18 protein-coding genes are annotated in these 21,750 nt (G+C 40.1%); 4 read left to right on the top strand and 14 right to left on the bottom strand.

The genetic code is table 11. The features are described from left to right. The first annotated feature begins 57 nt into the window (after positions 1–57). Positions 58–264, top strand: a complete 207-nt coding sequence (locus DWZ33_RS12860; RefSeq protein WP_022936608.1) for a hypothetical protein — start codon at positions 58–60, stop codon at positions 262–264. 35 nt (positions 265–299) lie between these two features. Here the strand turns inward: DWZ33_RS12860 and DWZ33_RS12855 are convergent, their stop codons facing one another. Genes DWZ33_RS12855 through DWZ33_RS12845 form a run of 3 tightly spaced genes read right to left on the bottom strand, consistent with a single transcriptional unit; the run spans position 300 to position 4,892 of the window. After that, positions 300–2,168: an ABC transporter ATP-binding protein gene (locus tag DWZ33_RS12855; protein WP_118455095.1), complete on the bottom strand. Its 1,869-nt coding sequence runs from the start codon at positions 2,166–2,168 to the stop codon at positions 300–302. A gap of 1 nt (position 2,169) precedes the next feature. Continuing rightward, positions 2,170–4,398, bottom strand: a complete 2,229-nt coding sequence (locus DWZ33_RS12850) for an ABC transporter ATP-binding protein (protein WP_118455115.1) — start codon at positions 4,396–4,398, stop codon at positions 2,170–2,172. Between the two features lie 5 nt (positions 4,399–4,403). Further along, complete coding sequence (locus tag DWZ33_RS12845; protein ID WP_022936605.1) at positions 4,404–4,892, bottom strand: MarR family winged helix-turn-helix transcriptional regulator; 489 nt, start codon at positions 4,890–4,892, stop codon at positions 4,404–4,406. A gap of 178 nt (positions 4,893–5,070) precedes the next feature. On the opposite strand from DWZ33_RS12845, the gene DWZ33_RS12840 reads away from it, so the two are divergent. After that, positions 5,071–5,775 (top strand): DUF554 domain-containing protein, encoded by a 705-nt coding sequence (locus DWZ33_RS12840; RefSeq protein WP_118455094.1) that lies wholly within the window; start codon positions 5,071–5,073, stop codon positions 5,773–5,775. Between the two features lie 66 nt (positions 5,776–5,841). Here DWZ33_RS12840 and DWZ33_RS12835 read toward each other — a convergent pair whose 3' ends face one another. The 4 genes from DWZ33_RS12835 to DWZ33_RS12820 all read right to left on the bottom strand — a co-directional run bounded on the left by DWZ33_RS12835 (position 5,842) and on the right by DWZ33_RS12820 (position 12,203). After that, positions 5,842–8,799, bottom strand: coding sequence for an EAL domain-containing protein (locus DWZ33_RS12835; protein WP_118455093.1), 2,958 nt, complete (start codon positions 8,797–8,799; stop codon positions 5,842–5,844). Between the two features lie 13 nt (positions 8,800–8,812). After that, on the bottom strand, positions 8,813–10,249 hold the full coding sequence (locus tag DWZ33_RS12830) for an extracellular solute-binding protein (protein WP_118455092.1): 1,437 nt from the start codon (positions 10,247–10,249) through the stop codon (positions 8,813–8,815). 68 nt (positions 10,250–10,317) lie between these two features. Beyond that, positions 10,318–11,049 carry a tyrosine-protein phosphatase gene (locus DWZ33_RS12825; protein WP_118455091.1) on the bottom strand — a complete coding sequence of 244 codons (732 nt, stop codon included), beginning with the start codon at positions 11,047–11,049 and terminating at the stop codon, positions 10,318–10,320. Continuing rightward, entirely contained in the window at positions 11,040–12,203 is a 1,164-nt protein-coding gene (locus tag DWZ33_RS12820) for a M20 metallopeptidase family protein (RefSeq protein ID WP_118455090.1), read from the bottom strand. The genes DWZ33_RS12825 and DWZ33_RS12820 overlap by 10 nt, the downstream gene beginning before the upstream one ends. Before the next feature lie 290 nt (positions 12,204–12,493). On the opposite strand from DWZ33_RS12820, the gene DWZ33_RS12815 reads away from it, so the two are divergent. Continuing rightward, entirely contained in the window at positions 12,494–13,147 is a 654-nt protein-coding gene (locus tag DWZ33_RS12815; RefSeq protein ID WP_022936599.1) for an HAD family hydrolase, read from the top strand. Positions 13,148–13,454: 307 nt separating this feature from the next. On the opposite strand, the gene DWZ33_RS12810 is transcribed toward DWZ33_RS12815, so the two are convergent. From DWZ33_RS12810 to DWZ33_RS12780, 7 genes are all read right to left on the bottom strand, one after another. Next, positions 13,455–13,856 (bottom strand): SRPBCC family protein, encoded by a 402-nt coding sequence (locus DWZ33_RS12810; protein ID WP_118455089.1) that lies wholly within the window; start codon positions 13,854–13,856, stop codon positions 13,455–13,457. A 9-nt stretch (positions 13,857–13,865) separates the two neighbouring features. Beyond that, positions 13,866–14,702, bottom strand: a complete 837-nt coding sequence (locus DWZ33_RS12805; RefSeq protein ID WP_118455088.1) for an AraC family transcriptional regulator — start codon at positions 14,700–14,702, stop codon at positions 13,866–13,868. Between the two features lie 133 nt (positions 14,703–14,835). Next, positions 14,836–15,777, bottom strand: coding sequence for an HD domain-containing protein (locus DWZ33_RS12800; RefSeq protein WP_022936596.1), 942 nt, complete (start codon positions 15,775–15,777; stop codon positions 14,836–14,838). Then, positions 15,774–17,756: a glycosyltransferase gene (locus tag DWZ33_RS12795; RefSeq protein WP_118455087.1), complete on the bottom strand. Its 1,983-nt coding sequence runs from the start codon at positions 17,754–17,756 to the stop codon at positions 15,774–15,776. Before DWZ33_RS12795 ends, DWZ33_RS12800 begins: the two co-directional genes overlap by 4 nt. Positions 17,757–17,768: 12 nt before the next feature. Next, a complete protein-coding gene (locus DWZ33_RS12790; protein WP_022936594.1) occupies positions 17,769–18,809 on the bottom strand; it encodes a lysylphosphatidylglycerol synthase transmembrane domain-containing protein in 1,041 nt (346 codons plus the stop codon). 12 nt (positions 18,810–18,821) lie between these two features. Next, positions 18,822–19,829, bottom strand: a complete 1,008-nt coding sequence (locus DWZ33_RS12785) for an LTA glycolipid anchor biosynthesis glycosyltransferase, IagA/BgsA family (RefSeq protein ID WP_022936593.1) — start codon at positions 19,827–19,829, stop codon at positions 18,822–18,824. A gap of 302 nt (positions 19,830–20,131) precedes the next feature. Continuing rightward, positions 20,132–20,674 (bottom strand): hypothetical protein, encoded by a 543-nt coding sequence (locus DWZ33_RS12780; RefSeq protein ID WP_118455086.1) that lies wholly within the window; start codon positions 20,672–20,674, stop codon positions 20,132–20,134. A gap of 259 nt (positions 20,675–20,933) precedes the next feature. Between DWZ33_RS12780 and DWZ33_RS12775 the strand changes: the two genes are divergently transcribed. Continuing rightward, positions 20,934–21,743 carry an MBL fold metallo-hydrolase gene (locus DWZ33_RS12775; protein WP_118455085.1) on the top strand — a complete coding sequence of 270 codons (810 nt, stop codon included), beginning with the start codon at positions 20,934–20,936 and terminating at the stop codon, positions 21,741–21,743. The last annotated feature ends 7 nt before the right edge of the window (positions 21,744–21,750 follow it).

Raw genomic sequence — 21,750 nt, 5'->3', positions numbered from 1 at the left:
ATATATTTATAAGTTCTAATTAATCTTGTCAGACTTGTTATACAATAGGAGGTTATTATGCGTTTATTCAACACTATATCAAAAAGTGAGAAATCACGGCGGATTCATAAAGTATTCCGCTTCTATTATCTTAACCCAAGTCAAGAAGCACTTGCGCTCTATGATCAATATCATGCTCATAAATCAGAAGCTTTGATTGATCAGCTGCGACAGCTTATTCTTGAAGAAACTGATTCACAAGAAATTCATACATACCTTGATTAAAAGCCGAACATACAGTCATGTCCGGCTTTTCTTATCTATTCCTCTTCCTCACCATCAGAGAATTGTGAATTATACAGATTCGCATAGAAACCACCCTTAGCAAGCAGCTCCTCATGAGTTCCTTTCTCCACAATATCACCATGATCCATGCACAGAATCATGTCTGCATCCTTAATGGTTGACAGACGGTGAGCAATAATAAAGCTTGTTCTGCCTCTCATCAAATTATCCATCGCTTTCTGAATCAAAATTTCAGTACGCGTATCAACTGATGATGTAGCTTCATCCAAAATCAAAATCTTTGGATCACAGAGAATCGCACGCGCTATGGTCAGCAGCTGCTTCTGTCCCTGTGAAATATTACTGGCTTCTTCATTTAAAACCATATCATAGCCATCAGGTAAAGTACGAACAAAGTGATCGACCTGTGCCGCTTTTGCCGCCTCAATGACTTCCTCATCACTGGCATTCTGCTTACCATAACGGATATTATCCTTGATTGATGCATTATACAGCCATGTATCCTGCAGCACCATGCCGAATAATGAACGCAGATCATTTCTTCTGAATTGCTTCAAGTCTAAGCCATCAATACAGATAGCTCCCTGTGTGACATCATAAAAGCGCATCAGCAATTTAATCATGGTCGTCTTGCCGGCACCTGTAGGCCCTACGATTGCGACTTTCTGCCCTGGTTCAACCTTCGCTGTAAAATCATTAATAATAATCTGATCAGGGTTATAGCCAAAATGCACATGAGCAAAAATAACCTCACCCTTAATATCATCCACCGGTACCGGATATTCAGTATCCGGCTCTTCTTCTGGTTCTTCAAGATATTCAAACACACGCTCAGCTGCCGCCGCTGTCTGCTGGAGTACGTTCGAGATATTAGCTACCTGCTGTACCTGCTGAGTAGACTGCTTCATATACTGAATGAATGATTGAATATTACCAACCGTAATCACACCGATGGAGGCATAATAACCACCCATGATACAAACGATAACATAAGCGATATTATTGATAAAATTCATGATTGGCATCATCAGTGAGCTTGAAAACTGAGCTTTCCAGCCAGCATCATACAGCTGATTATTTAAATCATTGAACTGTGCGACACTGTCTGCTTCACCATTAAATGCCTTTACGATCAAATGGCTGCCATACATTTCTTCTATATGTCCATTTACATGACCTAAATATTCCTGCTGTCTGCGGAAATACTTCTGTGTATGCTTAACCACAAACAATACCAAGATTAATGAAAGCGGCAGTACCAAAATAGCAATTACCGACATCTTCCAGCTGATTAAAAGCATCATAATCAGCATACCGACAACATTTGTCACAGATGTGATTACCTGGGTAATACTCTGATTCAGACTGTTTACCAGCGTATCTACATCATTGGTGATATGACTTAAAATTTCACCATAATTTCGTGTGTCATAATAATTTAATGGCAGCTTATGCATCTTATCTTCAATATCTTTTCGTAAGCTGTAACCAAGCTTCATGATTACACCGCTCATAATCCAGCTTTGAATAAATGTAAACAATGCACTCGCTAAATACAAGCCAATCAGCAGACAAATAATTTTAAGAATCGCATCAAAATCAATGCCCATACCGGTGCCGCCGATAATATTCATTAAGCCTTCATAAATCAATGTAGTGATATTACCTAAAATACTAGGCCCTAAAATCATAAATACCGTAGAAGCAATCGCGAAAATAACAACTACAATCAGCTGAAGCGCATATGGCTTCAAATAGCGTAATAGCTTTTTAATTGAACCTTTAAAATCCTTTGCTTTCACAACAGTACCGCGCATCGGACCATGACCGCCGCCCATTGGCCCTCTGCCGCCCATTGCACCTGCAGGTCTGGAGTTTGCCATATTACAATTCCTCCTTTGACAATTGTGAAGACGCGATTTCATAATATGTCGGGCAATTCTTCAACAATTCTTCATGCGTACCTTTGCCGACTACCTTACCATGATCCAGAACTAAAATCTGATCTGCATGCATGATGGTTGATACACGCTGAGCCACAATCAATACTGTCGCGTCACTTGTGTGCTCGTGTAAAGCTGCCCGCAATGTAGCATCCGTTTTAAAATCAAGAGCTGAAAAAGAATCATCAAAGATTAAAATCGGTGCCTTTGTCGCTAAAGCGCGGGCAATTGATAAACGCTGTTTCTGACCGCCTGATACATTTGTACCGCCTTGGGCGATCAATGCATTAAAGCCGTCTTCCTTCTTTTCAATAAAATCAGTAGCTTGCGCCACCGCCGCCGCTTCTCTGATTTCCTCATCACTTGCATCAGGGCGTCCATAACGCAGATTTGAATCAATCGTACCTGAGAGCAAAACACCCTTTTGCGGTACATAGCCTACCTGTTCATGCAGACGATGCTGAGAAATATTACGGATATCCGTACCATTGACCTTAATACAGCCGTCAGTTACATCATAGAAACGCGGAATCAGATTAATTAATGTCGATTTTCCTGAACCTGTCGAACCGATAAATGCGGTTGTCTGTCCCGGTTTAGCGACAAAGGATACATTCTCCAATACATCCTTTTCAGCCCCTGCATAGTGGAAGCTGACGTTATCAAACTCAACAACACCCATTTGATCCTGCTTAAATTCTGCTTCTGTTTCAGGATCAACAATTGAAGGCTGGGTTGATAATACTTCATAAATACGATTTGCTGATACTGTCGCTCTTGGAATCAGAATGAAAATCATACTGATCATTAAGAATGACATGATAATCTGGATACCATATTGCATAAACGCCATCATATCACCAACCTGCATATTACTGGCAGCAATCTGATGCGCGCCGACCCAAACAATCAGCAATGTTGTAAAGTTCATGATGATATTCATACATGGCATCATCATCGCCATAACCCGCTGAACAAATAAGCTGTTCTTGGTTAAATCCTTATTTGCTTTATCAAAGCGTTCTTTTTCAAACTCTTGAGAACCAAAAGCACGAATAACAAGCTGACCGGTCAGATTCTCACGAGAAACGAGATTCAGCTTATCCAGCAGCTTCTGCATGATATTGAACTTAGGCATTGCTACCACAAAGATAAAGCCAATCAGACACAGCAGAGCCGCAACTGATAATGCTAAAATCCATACCATTGATAGATTCTTTGAAGAAATCATGACAATACCGCCGATACCCATGATTGGGGCATAGAATATCATACGGATGCCCATTACAATCAAGGTCTGTACCTGAGTGATATCATTCGTAGTACGAGTAATCAAAGAAGAAGTTGAATATTTATCAAATTCAGCATTTGAGAAGCTTTCAACCTTTTCAAAGATGGCCTTACGCAAATCACGGCCAAGACCGGCAGCAATCCGGCTGGCTAATAAGCCTACAGCAATCGTAGCCATCGCACCAAGCAATGTTACCAACAGCATCAAGCCGCCTTTTTTCAATATATACATAAATTGAATCTGCTGAGCGTCAGCCCCTAATTCTTCATAAAACAGCTTCACAAATACCGCGCTTGTCTGCGTTTTCGTCGTTTCCGGCAATGCCATCGCCGCGGCATGCTGTTCATCAATCATTTCCTGAGGCAATGCCTGAAGCATTGGCAGCATCGCATAAACCTGATTAAAATCTAAATCCGCAACTGAGAAATCCGTACCAGCATTAGCCACACCACTTTGGGCAGACTCTGCCGATACTTGCTTCATCACATTAATAAAGGTCCATGAGCTATTGCCAAAGACTGCATCCAGCGCATTCCGATCATCTTTTCCTTGTTCATTAATTTGATATACATTCATATCGGCAGCATTCGCATAGTACTTGGCAATCGTCTCATCACTGCCTTTTTCAATAAAATCATAAGCAGCCAGCACCGAGGTCTTTTCATCCTCACTCATGAACAATGTCATTAGCGTCATGCCCTGTTCACTGATTACATCTGGTGACGCGTGTTCAATACCATTCTGCTGAATACCGACATTGATAATATCAGACATTGTATCCGGTAATTTTAAATCACACATTGCCTGACCAAACAGCAATACAACAGCTGCCAGCATACTGACTAAAAATGGCTTATAAAACTTTTTTAGTTTCATCATAAGCATCAATTCCTTTCTAATCTTTCATCATTCGCTAATTCATAAACCACGGTATGCAGTTTATTTAAAATGCGAATCAATTCTTTAATATCTTGTTCTCCCATTTTTTCAATCAATGCATTTAAGCCTTCATAAGCTCGATGCCATGCCGCCTGCAAAGCTTCCTTACCTAAAGGCGCAATGCATACATAAACCAGACGGCGGTCGCTGCATGTGCTGACACGCTGAATGAATCCCTTCCTTTCAAGCTCATTGATCATACGGCTGATAGCTGGACGTGAAACCAACAAAATTTCACTAAGATCAGAAACTGTCATTCCAATCATTTCTTCATCAGTAATGAATTCCAGCTGATGGCCATTTTCAAGGATTGTATGAAGCAGCACAAAAGTACCCTGCGGTAAATCACCTAAAGCAGAATGGCGTTTACCCATCGCTTTATTCACACGCATGATTGACTTAAATAATTCTTTCTGCAATTTATTCTCTTCCATTGTCCACCTCTAACATATTTAACTATGTTAACAATTATTATAGTTAACTAATTTAAAAAGTCAATAGACTTGTGAGATTACCACAAAAACACACAATTCATAATTCCCGCACAAAAAGGTTCCCTTGACAGTTAATAAGGGCAAGCGTATATTAAAATATAAGTTTAGGGGGTGTGCCATGCTGTCATTATTAACCGGTGCCGCAGTCAACTGTCTGCTGATTCTTGCAGGAACTTTAATTGGCTGTTTATTAAATCGAAAAACATTACAGAAAATCGGTGAGCGTATCTTTGAAGCCTTTGGCCTATTAGTCTGTGCCATGGGTTTTGCCGGCAGCAGTAAGCTGGATCAGATCTATCTGATTCTCGCCTCCATCATCATCGGGGTAGCGCTGGGTGAATTCTTTGACCTCGATGGTAAATTCAGACGGCTTGCGGAAAAGCTGCAGACCTTGTTTACTCATTCAAAAGATAAACCATTCGCTCAGGGCTTGATTGAAGCTACATTATTATTTTGCATCGGTTCAATGGCAATCATCGGTTCTCTTGAAGCAGGCATCAATCAAAATCATACAATTCTGATCACTAAAGGCATCATTGACGGCATCAGTGCCTGCATGATGAGCATGACACTGGGTATCGGCGTTGGCTTTTCCGCTCTCTTTGTTTTCATTTATCAGGGAACCCTCACACTTGGCGCCTCCCTGCTTCAGCCGCTGCTCAGCACTGACATCATCGCTGCCGTATCGACCGTTGGTAACCTTTTTTTGATTGGAATTGGTTTAAATATGCTGAAAGTTACCAAAATAAAAGCCGCAAACTTTTTACCAGCCATGTTCATCCCAATAATGTATGCATTAATTTGTCATTTATTCATTAAATAATCATTTAAAATATAAATCATATAAGCAAAACAATGTACATATACAAAAATAAACCTCGTCAGAGGTTTATTTTGTTTCATAATATTCACGAATCAACCGCTTCTTCTGTTCACTGATATCCTGCAATTCATAAGCAGGCTGAGCCAGATAGAAGCCCTGCATGTAATCAACACCGGCATTGATCAGCGTCTTCATCTCCAACTCATTCTCAATTCCTTCTGCGATAATCAGAATATGATTTTCTTTGCAGTATGAAATAATATTCTGAAGCAGAATCTGCCGATTCTCATCAAAACTGATATTATGCACAATTGAACGGTCAATCTTAATAAAGTCGGGTTCAACCTGCAGCAAGACAGATTCACCATTATAACCGGTTCCATAATCATCAACCGCGATCTTCGCATGCCATTCATCGACTAAACGGCGCTTTTCTTTTGCCGGGCGATCCTCAAGCTTCTCCGCTTCTGTGATTTCTAACACTAAATTAGGCAGATAATCTGAATATTTAGCGCTGAATTCCGCAATATCCTCTGCCGTTAAAACCTGATTTGCGATCGTATTGATAAACAGCCGATACTTTTCATAACCCGGTTGTCTTACATAATCCTCCATCGCCTTAAAGAAAGTCAGATGTTCAATAAAATAAAGCTTCGACTGCGCTCTGGCAATCCGCAAGATATCAAGAGGGTTCATAAAGGCCGCTAATTTAGAACGCATCAGCGCTTCATACGCATAGACCTCACCTGTATGAGCATCAACGATTGGCTGGAACTGATAAGCTACCATTTCCTGATCAATCAGCTTATTCAAATCTTCCTTAGCCTGAAGCAGATACGCGTCATTTTCATATTCCTCCTGATCAAAGAAATACAAACTGCCCTTTTGAGTATGCTTCATCCGATACATTGCGAAATCCGCATACTTCGTCAATGAAGTTAACTCTATCGCATCATTCGGATACCATGCGACACCTGTGGTTGCCCGCAGCTTACTAAAACTGCCATCCGGTAATTTCCAGACACATTCATTCATATTCTTCTCAAACTCACCGAGTATTTTCTGTATTTCTTCTTTTGAATCATAGCCATATAAGAATACAAAGAACTCATCACCGGAAATTCTTGAGATAATAGAATGCTGAGGCGGATAAGAAGATTTCAGCACATTAGCCATCAAGCGGATATAATCATCACCGCAGTCATGACCAAATGTATCATTAATATATTTCAGATTATCTAAATCAGACATGACTAATGCCGCTACTTTCAGCTGATCATGCTGTTTAAATAACTTATTCATTTTTTCAGTATATGCGCGGCGGTTTAATAAGCTGGTCAGCACATCATGATCACGCTCATATTCAGCCTTATGCAGCTCCAGCATTTCACTGGTTACATTTTCTACAACACCATAAATATGATTGGCTTCTTTCATGATATGCATGCGTATCCAGCGCTGTTTGTGATCAATATCATCAGCAATTCGATAAATACGAATCTGATTGTCAACACGAGTAGACGGATATTGCTTATCCAAAAGCTCAAGCAGATAGATCAAATCTTCTTTATTCTTAATCTGCAGCTGGGCATCTCTAATGCCGATCGTAGCCAATAGCTGATCAGTACAGAAGAAGCGTTCCTGATCGGTATAATATTCAAAAGCGCTGAATGGATAGCTGGTCATCGAAATAATTCTGCCAAAGGAAGAGGCGGTTTCCGCCACATCACGGCTCAGCTCTTCAATCGCGCTGCTTAGGTTATCGATTTCAAGGATATTCGTTGGATTTAGTTTCACTGGTTCATTTGGATTAAAATTCTTAACCTCTTTAGCCAATTTTCGAATCGGATGAGTAAATGAACGGCTTAATACCAAGATAACACCAAATAATACCGCAAATGAAAGCAGACTGGCAAGCAGACACGATTTATATAATTCATTAGTAAAAAATTTCAGATCCTGACCGCGCATCAAGCCGACTAAAACCCATGAATCATCAGCATATGGTGAATTTGTGTTATATAAGGATAGCAATTGCACATTGCCGTAAACCTGATTATTCTCCTCAGTTTCAAATTCAAACGCGTTGATATAATTTGTTTTATCAAGAATTGAGACAGTAGGTTCACTATGAAAAATATTCGTATACAGCGGCCCGCTGGCGGCGATATATTCCAATTGAGCAGTTTGATTCGTAATTTTAGCTAACAGATAAGAAGCATTGCTGTTTAATTCCTTGGACGGCATCAGACTCTTTAAATAATCAAGCGATACATCAACACCAAGAATACCGAGCACGTTGCCATCATGATCTAAGAGCGGCAGTGTATACAGTATGACATCAACACCATTGCTGTCCGTGGCGCTCGAACTCCAATACCCCAGATCTTTATGCGCTGCCTGCAGATTTTGAGCCGCTACTGATAAAACGCGATAATAAAAGATATCACTCTTATCCTCCTCATTAAACTGAAACTGAGGATTCCAATAAATATCTAAAGGGATATTTAACCCTTCAGTGATACTGGCCGGAGCCCTCAGACAAAGCAGGTCTGAATTATCATTCGGGTTAGCGATAGGATCCATATCCCGCAGATAGATACCATTTGTCTGGACATTGTCACTGCTGTCATTGCCCAATATTAAAAATGCGCCGGTTACTTGATTGGTTCGCAGGATACTGATAATATCCTCACTCACAGCATCAATCAGCGGCACTGCGGCTGAAGTATTTTTCGCTAATTCATCAATGGTTAACTGCTGCTCATCAAGATAAGCGATGATTTTATCAGTCATCATTACTGACTTAGATTCAAGATTGCTCCAGCGCTGAATCATGTCATTTTCTAAATAGGTACGGCGGTTGGTTACCTTTTCATTCATTGTATCAAACGCATTCTGATTCGTTTTCTCAACAATATCACCATTCAGTAAGGTCGCAGCAAAAATTACTGACTGAATCAGTACGACTATTATCATCATCAACAATGTTCTGTCAGTAATTGACGACTTTCTCAACCGCATATCTGCACCCTTCCTATATCAGCTTTTCTAACTCCGTTTTAAGCCTGCTATACCATTCATCAAAAATTTGGTCATTAATCAGCTGATTTAGCGCTTCATCTCTGGATGAGCCTGAGTTAATCAGTTCAATCACCTGCTGGCGGGCTGCTTTAGCATCATCAATCAAAGCGGCCTGCAGCAATGAGCGGGCTTCAGTGCCATGATCAAAGGCTTTACTTGTAAATAATTCATAATCATTAACCGTATTAATCGCTACATCAAGACCGGCTAAAATTGAATCATCCATATCAATATCATTCTCTTTGATCAATGTATGGATTACTTCAAGATCATTGGCTTCCTTTTTCACCGGCAGATAAGCTGAATTAATCGTAAAATCAATATTTCGTTCAGTTTCAGTAAACCATTTCAGAAAAAGAACAGATGCATACTCCTTGACTTCACTGGTTTTTGACACAACCATTCCAGCCCCCTGCTGAACAGCAACCTTACTGCCGCCTTCAAATACCGGTACCGGCTGGAAGATCACATCGATATCATAACTTGTATTGTCATCCTTGATTACCTGTGTAGGAAAATAAGGAATGCCGCTTGTAGAACCAACGAAAGAAATAATATCGCCCGTTTTCACATCATCACTGCGGAAACGGCCCTTATCCAGATAATAGCCCTTTACATAAGGAACATAATAATTATCCCAGATTTTTCTGATTACATCCTTATCAAAATTCAGTGTAACTTGTCCGTCTTTCACCTCAAAGATTTCCATCCCTAATTGCTTGCAGCCGATAATAAAATAATTAGCTACCGCATCACGGCCAAAGAAAGGCTTTCCGTCATTGTTTATATCAGGCGTAAGCGCGTCAGTATATGCATAATACTTTTCAGCTACTTCATTTAATCCTTCAACAGTCTTTAAATCATCCAGACTGACATCAGCTGCATCTGCGAAACGATCCCAGTCCGTTTTATTGATTTGCAGACATTCCGTAGCCTTCGCGGCCGGAAAAATCTTTAATTCGTTATCAAACATGCCTTCCTGCACATAGCCATCTACATACTCGCTGATTTCATCCGCGCTTAGATACTGACTTAAGTCAGCAACATAGCCATCCGCATTTAATTCATAAGCGGTATCTGCATATGCGGTAAATATTTCCGGCATTTCAGAGGCGCCGACTTTACCGGCTGCCGCTTCTTTCACTTTATCGGTCAATTCAAGGATACTGCCTACATTATTTGCCTCGACAACAATTCCCTTCTCTGAACCAACTGTATTATTAAACTCTTCAATCATATTATCAAGCGCTGTTTTCTGGATACCATTATAATAATGCCATAAGGTTAAGGTAATTGGATTTTTAGGGTCCAGTTCCTTCTCATATGGATTTTGCGAAGAACAGCCGCCTAGGATCAGACAGGCGCAAAGCAATGCAGCTATTTTTTTCATAAACTACCTCCGAATATAAACTGATTATATCAGTTTTACCATTAATTTCCAATTCATTTAAACAAAGCTTATTCTTGATCTAATTGAAATAATTGATAAGCTGTCTCACCGCATAATCGATCGGCTGCTGCTTTCCCTTGTTTTTGTTCAATCAGCGCATGAACATCTGATAAAACTGGGATACGCGGCGGAAAAGAACGGTGGGCATCCGAGGCAATCAAATCAATTAAACCGTCGTCAAGCATTTTTTCAGCGGTTTGATTCGCCATTGCCATTCGATCCAAACCTAATAGACTCGTTCGATTCGTCTGCAGATAACAGCCCATTGCTTTCCATTTCCGCAATCGATCATAATTTTCATGCACGATAGCATAACGTTCCGGATGCGCGATCACCGGGATATAGCCGCGGTTCAGCAATTCTGTAAGAATTACATCAGCATCCTGATCCTGTTCATCTTCAATCCACGGCAGCTCAGTTAACAGACAGCGGCTGCTGCCCATAGTGATGAGACGGTTTTCATTCATCATATCAGAGCATTGATGTGAAAAAAAGATTTCACCGCCCTTTACGATACGAATTGGCAGCTGATACTCTTTTACCAGCTGCTGTACCTGAGCTAACGCGCAATCAAAGCGCTGTTTGTTATTCTCAGGAAATTTATGATGCACATGGGAAGTAGCAAGGATCACATCGATGCCGTCCTGTACCGCGATCTGAAGCATTGCCAAGCTGTCCTGCCACTGCTTCGACGCATCATCCACGCCATAAAGGATATGACAATGACAATCTACCCGCATAAAACACCCAGCTTTTCCATCAGCCGTACATTCGTTTCAATCGCATTCAGCAAATATTCCTCACTATACATAAACCGGCTGTCATGAATCTGGTAAGGATGATCCGCATCACCAACACTTGTATAATAGAATAGACCCGGTACGATCTGCTGATAGAAGGAGAAATCCTCGGCAATCATCCGCGGTGCGATTTCTACATAATCTTCGCCTACAACCTCTGCCAGCATCGCCGTCAGCTTTTCATCATTATTAACAACCGCATAGAAATCATCAATCACAAGCTCAACCTCAACATTAAACATCTGCGCGATTGCCTCAGCAACTGCATGCATCCGCTGTTTCATCATTTCATAATTCGCATCAGAAAAAGAACGCATCGTACCAATGATTTCAGCTTTATCGGCAATCACATTACGCACCTCGCCGGCATTCAGCTTACCGACAGTAATAACGGCGCTGTCTAACGGATTTACATTTCTTGAAACAATCGTCTGCAGATTCATAACCAATGAACAGGCAGCCACGATTGCATCCTTGCCGTCATGCGGCATTGCGCCATGGGCCGCATAGCCTCTAACGGTAAACTGAAATTCACCATTGCGGGCCATCATCGGACCCGGCCGGCAGCCGATTTTCCCTTCCGGAAGATCACCGACTACATGCATGCCAATCATACAATCAATCTTATATTTATCAAATAGACCATGCTCGATCATCGGCTTAGCGCCGCCTGGACTTTCTTCTCCTGGCTGAAAGACAATCGTTACATTCTGAGTCAGCTGATCACGATGCTCACACAAATATTGAACGGTTCCCAGCATTGCCGCCATATGGCCGTCATGACCGCATGCATGCATACAGCCCTCATGCTCACTCTGAAAAGAAACACCCGTCTTTTCCCTCATTGGCAAAGCATCAATATCCGAACGCAGCCCAATACCTTTATCGGTTGGCACAGCAGCTTTGATCTGCATCACAAGACCATTCTCAATCAATGTGTCATCAATGCTGTCCACCCCGTATTCAATCCCCTTTGCCCGCAGATATGCAGCCGTCTTCACTGTATTTAATCCAATTTCAGGAATCTTATGCAGAGACCGGCGATTTGCTTTAACTTCTTCTAATTGCTTTTCAATCGTTTCACGTATTTTCATAGTACGCCTCCAATGTCTAAATTATAATGACACACTTTGGCATTTGCAAGCCATAAAGATTGTTAATATGCGTCATGCTTTAGTTTAAACATTTATTCAGAGCCAGTAAATGCATTTATCATCCATTTGCCGCTTTGATTCATCACATGAAGTTTTAATAGAAATAAAGGTTTAAGAATTTTATTGTAACTATTATATACCACAATGATTCAACAGGGGTACACATGTCATAAAAAGGATTGCAATTGATAATAATAAAAGGTATGCTTTATCTGAAAAGAGGGACAGTCATGAAACCAGCAGTAATTTTTGATTTTAATGGAACAATGGTCTTTGACGGCATTTATCATGAACAGGCATGGAAAGAATTCTCTAAGGCATTGCGCAAAGAGCCATTTACTGATGAAGAAATGCAGATGATGCACGGTAAACCTAATGTTAAAATCATCGAATATCTCAAACCTGATGTCACATTTGAAGAAGCAAATAAGTTATCTGAAGCAAAGGAAGCCCTCTATCGTGAGATTGCTCTGCAAGCCGGTACTCAATATCATCTGGTAGATGGTTTGGAGGACTTTTTAAACAAGCTGCATGACTTAAATATCCCGATGAATATTGCCAGCGCGTCAATACTTGCCAATATCAATTTCTTTATTGATGTTTTTAGATTAGATCGCTGGTTTGACCCGCAGAAAATCGTTTATGATGATAACACTTATGAAAATAAAATTGCCATGTTTAAGAAAGCAGCCGCGAACATCCGCTGCGATATTCAGGACTGCTATGTTTTTGAAGACTCTATTACCGGCATCCGCTGCGCTCATGAAGCAAAAGCAAAAGGCATCATTGTTATCACTCAATCAAATACCGCTGATTTTCCCGGTGTGATCAAAACGATTGAGGATTATCTGGCAATGGATGAAATCTGTGCCCTTTTAAAATAATTAAAATTCAATATAAGAGCCTGGCAATGATTTACAGAGTAACTAAACGATTGAATTAAGGAAGCTTGCGGGAAGGATAATCTTTGATTTAAATCATCAAAACATAAAAATTTGCATCTTAACATAAAGTGTGTTAAGGTGCAAATTTTAAGTAATAGCTGTTGAAAATGAATTAGAATCCTTCTAAAGCGATTGAATATAAGGGTATGGAGAACCTTCCCTTATATAACTCTATGTAACACAAACATTTTCCAAGGCGTAAATCCTTTTTAGGATATATGAAGCTTTTTCCTCACTGATAATAACTTCAATTTCTATCCTTAACAGCCTGTTTTAAATCCTGACAGTATATGGCCTGCTGCTTTTTTAAATACATCTTAATAAAAGGTTTCATCAGTATCTTTTTAGCTGTAACTGTTTCAATAAATTCAACCTCTGTGTAAGTTTCATGGTCTGTAAAATTGCCGATCCAATGCCCTGTCATATTGTCATTCTCAATATCGAACGCCCATTGCTGATATGGCTTTGTAACAGTTATCGTAAAATAGGTAGAAATCCCTTCTTGCGAAATTTCCACAAATTGTTTATCATTGATCACTTCAAGCTTGCTTATGTCACTGCGCCAAGTGTAATTTTCAAGCGAAGTCACAACCTCCCAGACACATGTCAGTGGAGCATCAATTACCATTTTAGTTTTTGAAATTGTCATAATTTTCTCCTATTTAATCGGCAGCCAGTATTCATAGATTGCCGAATGCGGATCTGCCTTAAAATAAACCTCAACATCGGCCGCATCGTCACATTCATAACCGGAAGTCGGCAGCCATTCAAGTAAAACACGCCGTTGTAAAGCTTGTAATGAATGATTATCTCCCTGCCCAGAAAACACTGCCCATGAACCGGCCTGAATAAAATATTCTTCATAATCATGCTTATTTATGGTTGATGCTGACGCTATCATATATTTCCATTGCTCGCCATGGTGAATGCTGACGCCTAGCAACGCATTGGGATAGGCATTATTCATCAATACTAACTCAATCAGTTTGCCATTGGCAACAGCCGCCTGCCATTGATCAGGAACTGCCTTAAAATTCTGTTCCAAATTTTTAGCCAGCGGACAGGCAATGCCAAGTATGCGAATAGCTGGTTTCTTTTCAATGCGCACACTCAGCTCATCACCGCCCTGCTTTAAAACTGAAAAACGAATCGGCGGATAGGCGATAAACGATGCTTTTCCCTGTTTAACCAAAGAAGGAGCGGCACCGTGAAACCTTTTAAACGCGCGATTAAAAGCTGTGGGTGAATCATAGCCATAAGTTAATGCGGCATCGATGACTTTGCACTTTGTTTTCTGAAGGTCAACCGCCGCCATTGATAATCGGCGGAAACGAATATATTCACTTAATGAAAGCTGTGCCATATATAAAAATAATTTCTGAAAATAATAACTTGAACAACCGGCAATATCAGCCAATACCTGATAATCAATATCTTCATTTAGATGCTGTTCAATATAATCGATAGCCTGATTTAATTTATCTATCCCATCCACAAGTTTACCTCTCTTATTCATTATACTTATCTGTTATTTTATTACCTCTCACTTTGATTATTTAAAATGCGAGCTATTCTATTTCTGTTGAATTTAACATTTGAAAAAGGAATGGTTTGAACCATTCCCAGCATTATTCTTTCGTTTTCTTAGCCTTATAGAAGCTACGGTTTTCAAGAGCAAAAATACGCGGTGTAAATTCTCCCTCAGCAACACCGTCCAGCGCCTTAGTCAGTGAATTCATTCGGGCATCAATATTGTCGATATAATGAAGAATCTCTGCCTCTGGAATCATTGGCAGGACAGGTGAGCCAAACTCATACTCGCCATGATGAGAAAGGATCATATGCCGAAGCAAAATCACTTCTTCACCTTCAATATTATTTGCTTTTGCGGTTTCATCCACAATCGTCTGCATAATTGAAATATGTCCCAATAACTTACCAGGCATTGTATATTCAGTAATAACCGGGCCGCTTAATTCGATGCATTTCCCAATATCATGAGCGATTACCCCGCTGACCAACAAATCACGATCAAGCATCGGATAAATCGCGCATAACGCATCCGCGACTCTCAGCATGCCTAATACATGCGTTGCCAGCCCGCCGACAAAATCATGATGATTTTTAGCCGCCGCCGGATAAGCATAAAAATCCTTTTCAAAATGCTCCATCACCTTGCTGATTAATAGATGCAGCTTAGGATTTTTAATACTATCAATCTTTTCGCTAATCTGACGCTTCAGTTCAGCGCGTGATATATCTCCCTCACGCACAAAATCACGGATATCAAATTTACTGCGGTCCAGCACACGGCAATCATTCACCCGCATTTGCAGCTGTTTATTATGTGACAAAACCTCGCCTTCAAATTCAAGAATCATTCCCGGCTTATAATTAGCCAGCTGATCCGGGCGGGCTGACCATAGCTTTCCTTCAATGACACCTGTCTTATCCTGAAGCGTCAATGAAAGATAGGGTGAACCCTTAGCGGTAACACCTTTGCTTAACTGTGAAATCAATAATACATAAGTACCGTGATCCCCATCGATAAATTCATTTACATGTTTCATTTAAAAATCTCCATTCCATTGATGGCAATCAGTACATCTTCCGATGTAAAGCCTTTGCGGATTAAAGAGCGCAAAATCGCATTTTTCAATTCCTGACCATCATATTTTTTTGAATATGTCTTTAATGCTTTCTGGATTGCCTTTTCAAGCAAAGCAGCTTGTTCGCCAGCCTCTTCATTAAAATCCATCTGTGCGATTACCTCGTCAGCGAGTGTTGGACTATATCCCTGAACAATCAGCCGCTGCTTCATTTTCTGTTTTTTCATTTTCAATGACTGTCCCTTGATTGACAGCTGAAGCTTTTGCGCGTAATGGAAGGCTTTTGTTTTTTCTGTCGCATCGCCAAGGGTATCTAATGCTTCAGAAACACTTTCATACGGCAGTCCCCTTTTCACAAGATCACGAATAATCTTGCCTTTCCCTTCAAGCGAGCGCTGCTTGTGTTCAATCTGATTAAACATATACAAGGTATCATTGACATAGCCCTTATCTTCAAGCTTATCAATCATATCATTAATCTGTTTAATATCCAAAGAACCATCTTCTACCAATATATCATACATTTCTTTGCGGGTACGATCCTTGGTTGATATTTTACGGATACATAAACGCCATGCTTTTAATACTTTCTCACGAAGCTGCAGCTCTTCAAGCACACTTTGGTGAATAACTCCATCTTTTTTAATTTCAAACGCAAAGTAATCTTCTACGCTGACCAGCACCTTGATTTCATCCTCTTTATTATCAAGCAGCGTAATCAGCACACAATCATCCATTGTTTTAATTCGTTTTACATCCAATGTCTTATGATAGGAATTAACGGCTTCCTCGTAAACATTAAGCACAGCGGTATAGAAAGTATGACAGTCATACTGCGCGCTTTGACGGCGGGCATTATGCTTCATCATTTCCACCGTTTCCTTATCCAACGCGAAGAATTCAATGACCTTATCACTAAATGTATCTTCTTCAAAGAAATAACCGCTCTTGCCATCCTCTAATAAATCATCCAATACATCATCATGACGGGCAAATACCGGCAATCCGCTGGCTGCTGCTTCAATAAATGTCATCCCCTGTGTTTCACTTAATGACGCGGATACAAAGCCATCCATCGCTGCATAGAAGACAGGCACCAGATCACGGTCCTGCTTATCTGTGAAAATCACCTGATCAGCAATGCCGCATGAAGCAGCCAAATCTTTCAATTCCTCAAGATCAGGGCCGCCGCCTACAATCATTAGCTTATAATGCGGATTACTTTTCGCTGCCTTCACAAAACCGCGGATTACAACATCAATACTCTTTTCATGAGCTACTCTGCCAACGTAAAGCATGACCTTATCCTCAGCACTTAGATGATACTGAGCGCGCAGCTTTTGAATATCCTCAGCCGGAATACGTTCCCGGTTAAACTTATCCAAATCAAGACCGGTTGGAATAATATGAATCGGTGTGGTAACACCATATTTAACTAATGCTTCCCGTGTCTTTTCACTTGGTGCGATAACTGCTTCACATGTATCGACAACCATTTTAGAGAAGGAAGCAGTCACCTTTTTACCTACCTTGTCAATGCCTTCAATATCAAACTTATTAATGTAATGAGTATAATCTTCATACATTGTATGGTAAGTACAAACAAGGGGAATACCGAGATCCTTTGCTACAATACGTGCAAAGATACCGATACCGAATTCAGTGTGCACATGAATTAAATCAAGATTCATCGCCTTAATATCATCCTTCGCTGAGAAATGATAGGGTGTTGACAAAATATAGCCATACAGCCATTTCAATTCAAAGCCCGGCAGCCGCAGTACGTTCCCTTCACGTTTTGAATGCAGCAGCCCCTTATGGTTGGCAATCACGAAAACTTCATGTCCATTCTTTTCAAGCTCTTTCTGCAGTGTAACAATGGATGATACTACCCCATTGATATCCGGCAGATATGTGTCACTAAATAATCCTATCCGCATATAAGACGCCTCCTATTCTTCTGTCTGCATCCCGTGCGCGGAATGCTGTTTGATAAATATAAACAATGTGCCCCCAATCAGTAGAATCAGATGATAGGTGGCAAATCGCCAGATAATCATAATACTTGATGCATATTTTGCTGAAATTAATAAAGAGAATATTTGCACAAACATCATTTCCGTACCGCCGCTGGCGCCGGGAACCGGAAAGAATGAATTAGACATTGTCACAAAGGATGATAACGCAATCACATCGATAATCGGCATATCCTTAGCCGGTACGCCTAATACTAAACCGATAAAAAACGGCAGTGAAAAATAAATCGTTAATCGAATCACGTTATAACCGGCAACTTTCAAAATCAGCTTTTTGTTATTGCGGTTGCGGTTTATTTCAATATTGAAAGACGATAACTGTTCATTCCAACTGGCCAATGTCTTTTCCTCATCCTTTACAATGTGCATCTTATGCAGCAGCCTGACAACCGTACCGCTCAGCTTCATATATAGCTTAGGAAATTTAGCCATTGTCCAAAGCAGGCCGATGACCGAGAAATTCAATAAAAAGCCAATAAATATAAAGGTAAATAAGAATGAATAATTGGCATAATAATAACCAAAGCGAAGAATCATCAATAAAGCCGCATACAACATTAAAACTGTCTGATAAGTAATAAAATCAAGCCAGAGAATACTTGCGCCTTCACTGGGCCGAATCCCCTGTTTCTTAAACGCGTAGATCTGCCCAAATTGACCGCCTGACGCGCTGGGTGTAATGCCGCTGAAAAAGCTGCCGATAAAGCCAACGACGATTCCGTCCTTCAGCTTATAATCATGCTTATGCTCACGGGCAATGGATGTCAGGATACAGCCTACCATGCCGTTATAGAATAATGAGCCAATGATGATAATAATCATACTGAACCAGGAAATATTCTTTAACACTCCCAGCACCTGCTCATAATCATCCTTTAATGCAAACCATAAAGCAAAGCCTGTCAGCAAAAGGATAAGCAGCAGATTCAATATATATTTTTTAGATACTTGTTTCATAGACTACCCCGCTCACAGAGCCAACACTTTCTCGTAAACCTCTCGCAATTTCTCCCCGATACATTCAATGCTTCTTGATTCAGCCGTAAACCGGCCATTTTCTGTCAGATTGTCCACTTTTCCTTCAACGATCTTTTCTGTTAAATCTACAAAATCGGCAACCGTTTTGCCTTTGTAGCAGTTAACACCGTGAAGCAGCCATGGATCATATACTGGAATATCTCTTAATAATACTTGCTGGGAACTTGCTAAGGCTTCTAAAACAACAATTCCCTCTGTCTCTTCTTTACTTGGGAAAAAGAAGCAGTCAGCACCCGCATAAGCGCCTTCAATAACCGGACCCTTAACATAACCCGGCAGAATCACATTATGCGGATGATCTTCCTCAATAACTTCACGAATCTTCTTAGGCACTGTATAAAGCGGCGTATAGCCAAACCAGATAAATTTATACTGCGGCAGCTGTTTTGCTACCTCCATAAAATCTAACAGACCCTTACGTTCAAAATACAAGCCTACTGATATAACAACCTTATCCTCATCTTTTAATGAGAAATAACGACGAAAAGCCTTCACCTTCTCTTTATTATAGTGAAAGCGGTCAAGATCTATACCATTTGAAATATCCACAATGGGTACATTGATCCCTTCATAACCTTCCAATAATGATTTTGAATACGGTGTCGGCGTAATAATATAATCCGCTTTTGAGTAGCATGTGATCAGCAGCTTTTTAAATACCGGCGCAATCTGATTACTCAATACAAACGAATTGCGGAAATCTTCTTCCGTTGAATGTGCATGATAAATGACTTTTAATCCCCTTTTCCTAGCTTTAGCAATCACGCCAAGACTGCTGGGACCTACCGTGTTAATGTGCAGGATGTCATAATCATCATCTGGATCCAAGGTATATTCAATCCCCTGTGAAGCCAGAGCCGCTTTTTGATGCTTCAAGGCACGGCCGATCCCAGAGGTAGAAATCATCTTTTCTCCTTCAAAATACAGACAGACTTTCATAGCACCCGCTCCTTTACTCGTCTAATTATAGCACACTTGCGGCTGACATTAAACACTGAGCAAATTTCATTTTCGTAAGAAAAGAAATTTTAGAATTTCTTAAGAATTAAAGAGGTTTTTTATCGGTTTTACTTAAGAGCCATATTATGAATTAAAGTAATCGGACATTACTAAGTTTATCCACGTTTCAGCATACAATTTATATATAAAAGAAAAAACACGGCAGCTAAACCGTGTTTCAATGACTATTAAAATACAACCGGAAGCTTACGAAAATCCGCAAATGACCTCTCTGCTAATCCTTAATATCGTTTATAACCATTCGAAATTTCAAACTTAATTTTAACATTTTCTGTATTAACGGTTTGAATCGCATCAAATATCTCTGCATTTGATTCATCATTGGCTATGCCTACCAGCAAACAATTACCAGATTCATCAATTGCAATAGAATGAACCGCGTCTATCTCCAGTTGAAATATTAAGTTTTGCAATTGCAGCAATTCAGCGAAGGAAAAATCAGCCTTTTCAATCATAACTTTCGCAAATTCAGTCTTTGTCAGTAAATTCACTTCAGGAATTATCCTTGTAAAGGCAACATGCGCAACATTATTCTCATCAATCCAAGCGCCGCCATAAGAATCTTCTGCCACTGTTAAGTTAATATTTTCATCATAGAAAGCATCCAAATCGATGCCGAGTTCATTTAAAAATGCTTCAATTTCATGAGAAGCTTGTACATTAGCTGCAATATCATTTATCTCAGAATAGCTGTCTGCTGCTCTATAGTTCATGTTGGACATAGTGCAGAGTAACAGGGTAAAACATAAAAACATTTTTTTCATTGCATTATCCTCTTAAGTATCTATTTGCAAATCATTTAGTATTGCAATATTAATGGCATGAATTAATGCGGTTTAGTAAATTAGCAGTAACTCATCTTCAACTAAAAGAATCCTGATTTTCATAACCTCACCCCATTTCTTATAAAGTATCATCATAATTCTTATTGCGCAATAGTTTCTTACAGAAAGCCAAATTGTTACAAATTGATATCTTGCATATAAATTTAAGTATGCTAGAATAATGAAAACGAGGTCTGCCATGAAATTAACTATACTCTGTGACAATAATACAATGATCGATCAATATTATCTGGGTGAACCGGCTCTGTCTTTTTATATTGAAGAGGGTGATCAAAGACTCCTCTTTGATACTGGCTATTCGGACGTATTTCTGAGAAACGCGGCTTCGCTTCAGATTGATTTAACACAGCCGATGGATATTGTTCTGTCACATGGTCACAATGACCATACGCGTGGCTTACAATGGCTGAAAGAGAGGCAACTCTTAGCGAATAAGCGAATCATCGCTCATCCGGATACTTTTAATCAAAAAATCATGGCTTCATTAGATATCGGTTCGCCGCTCAGTGTTCAGGAATTAAAGGCAAGCTCTTCCCTTATTTTGAGTAAAACCCCAATAAAGCTGAATGCATCAATCACCTATCTAGGTGAAATACCTCAGCATTTCAGCTTTGAACCAAGGATGCCGATTGGCATGACATGGCATGATCATAAGCTAGTGCCAGATTTACTGCTTGATGACAGTGCGCTGGTCTATCAAAGTTCAAAAGGAATTTTCATCATTACCGGCTGCTCCCACAGCGGCATCTGTAATATTATTGAAACTGCAAAACAGCTGAGTAATGAATCTCGTATCCTTGGTGTTATCGGCGGCTTTCACCTCTTTGATGTGGATGAACGGCTGGCTCAAACCATCGATTATTTAAAATCAAATCAAATTGATTTGCTTGCGCCGTGCCACTGTGTTTCATTTCATGCCAAAGCTGAAATCAGCAAAAGTATGCGCCTTATAGAAGTCGGAAGCGGCGCATGCTTAGAAATTATATAAATATAAA

This window comes from Dielma fastidiosa (assembly GCF_003475485.1).
In the GTDB taxonomy this organism is placed as follows: Bacteria; Bacillota_I; Bacilli_A; order Erysipelotrichales; family Erysipelotrichaceae; genus Dielma; species Dielma fastidiosa.
Note: the sequence above shows the minus strand (reverse complement) of the source record. Positions and strands in the feature narration are given on the sequence as shown.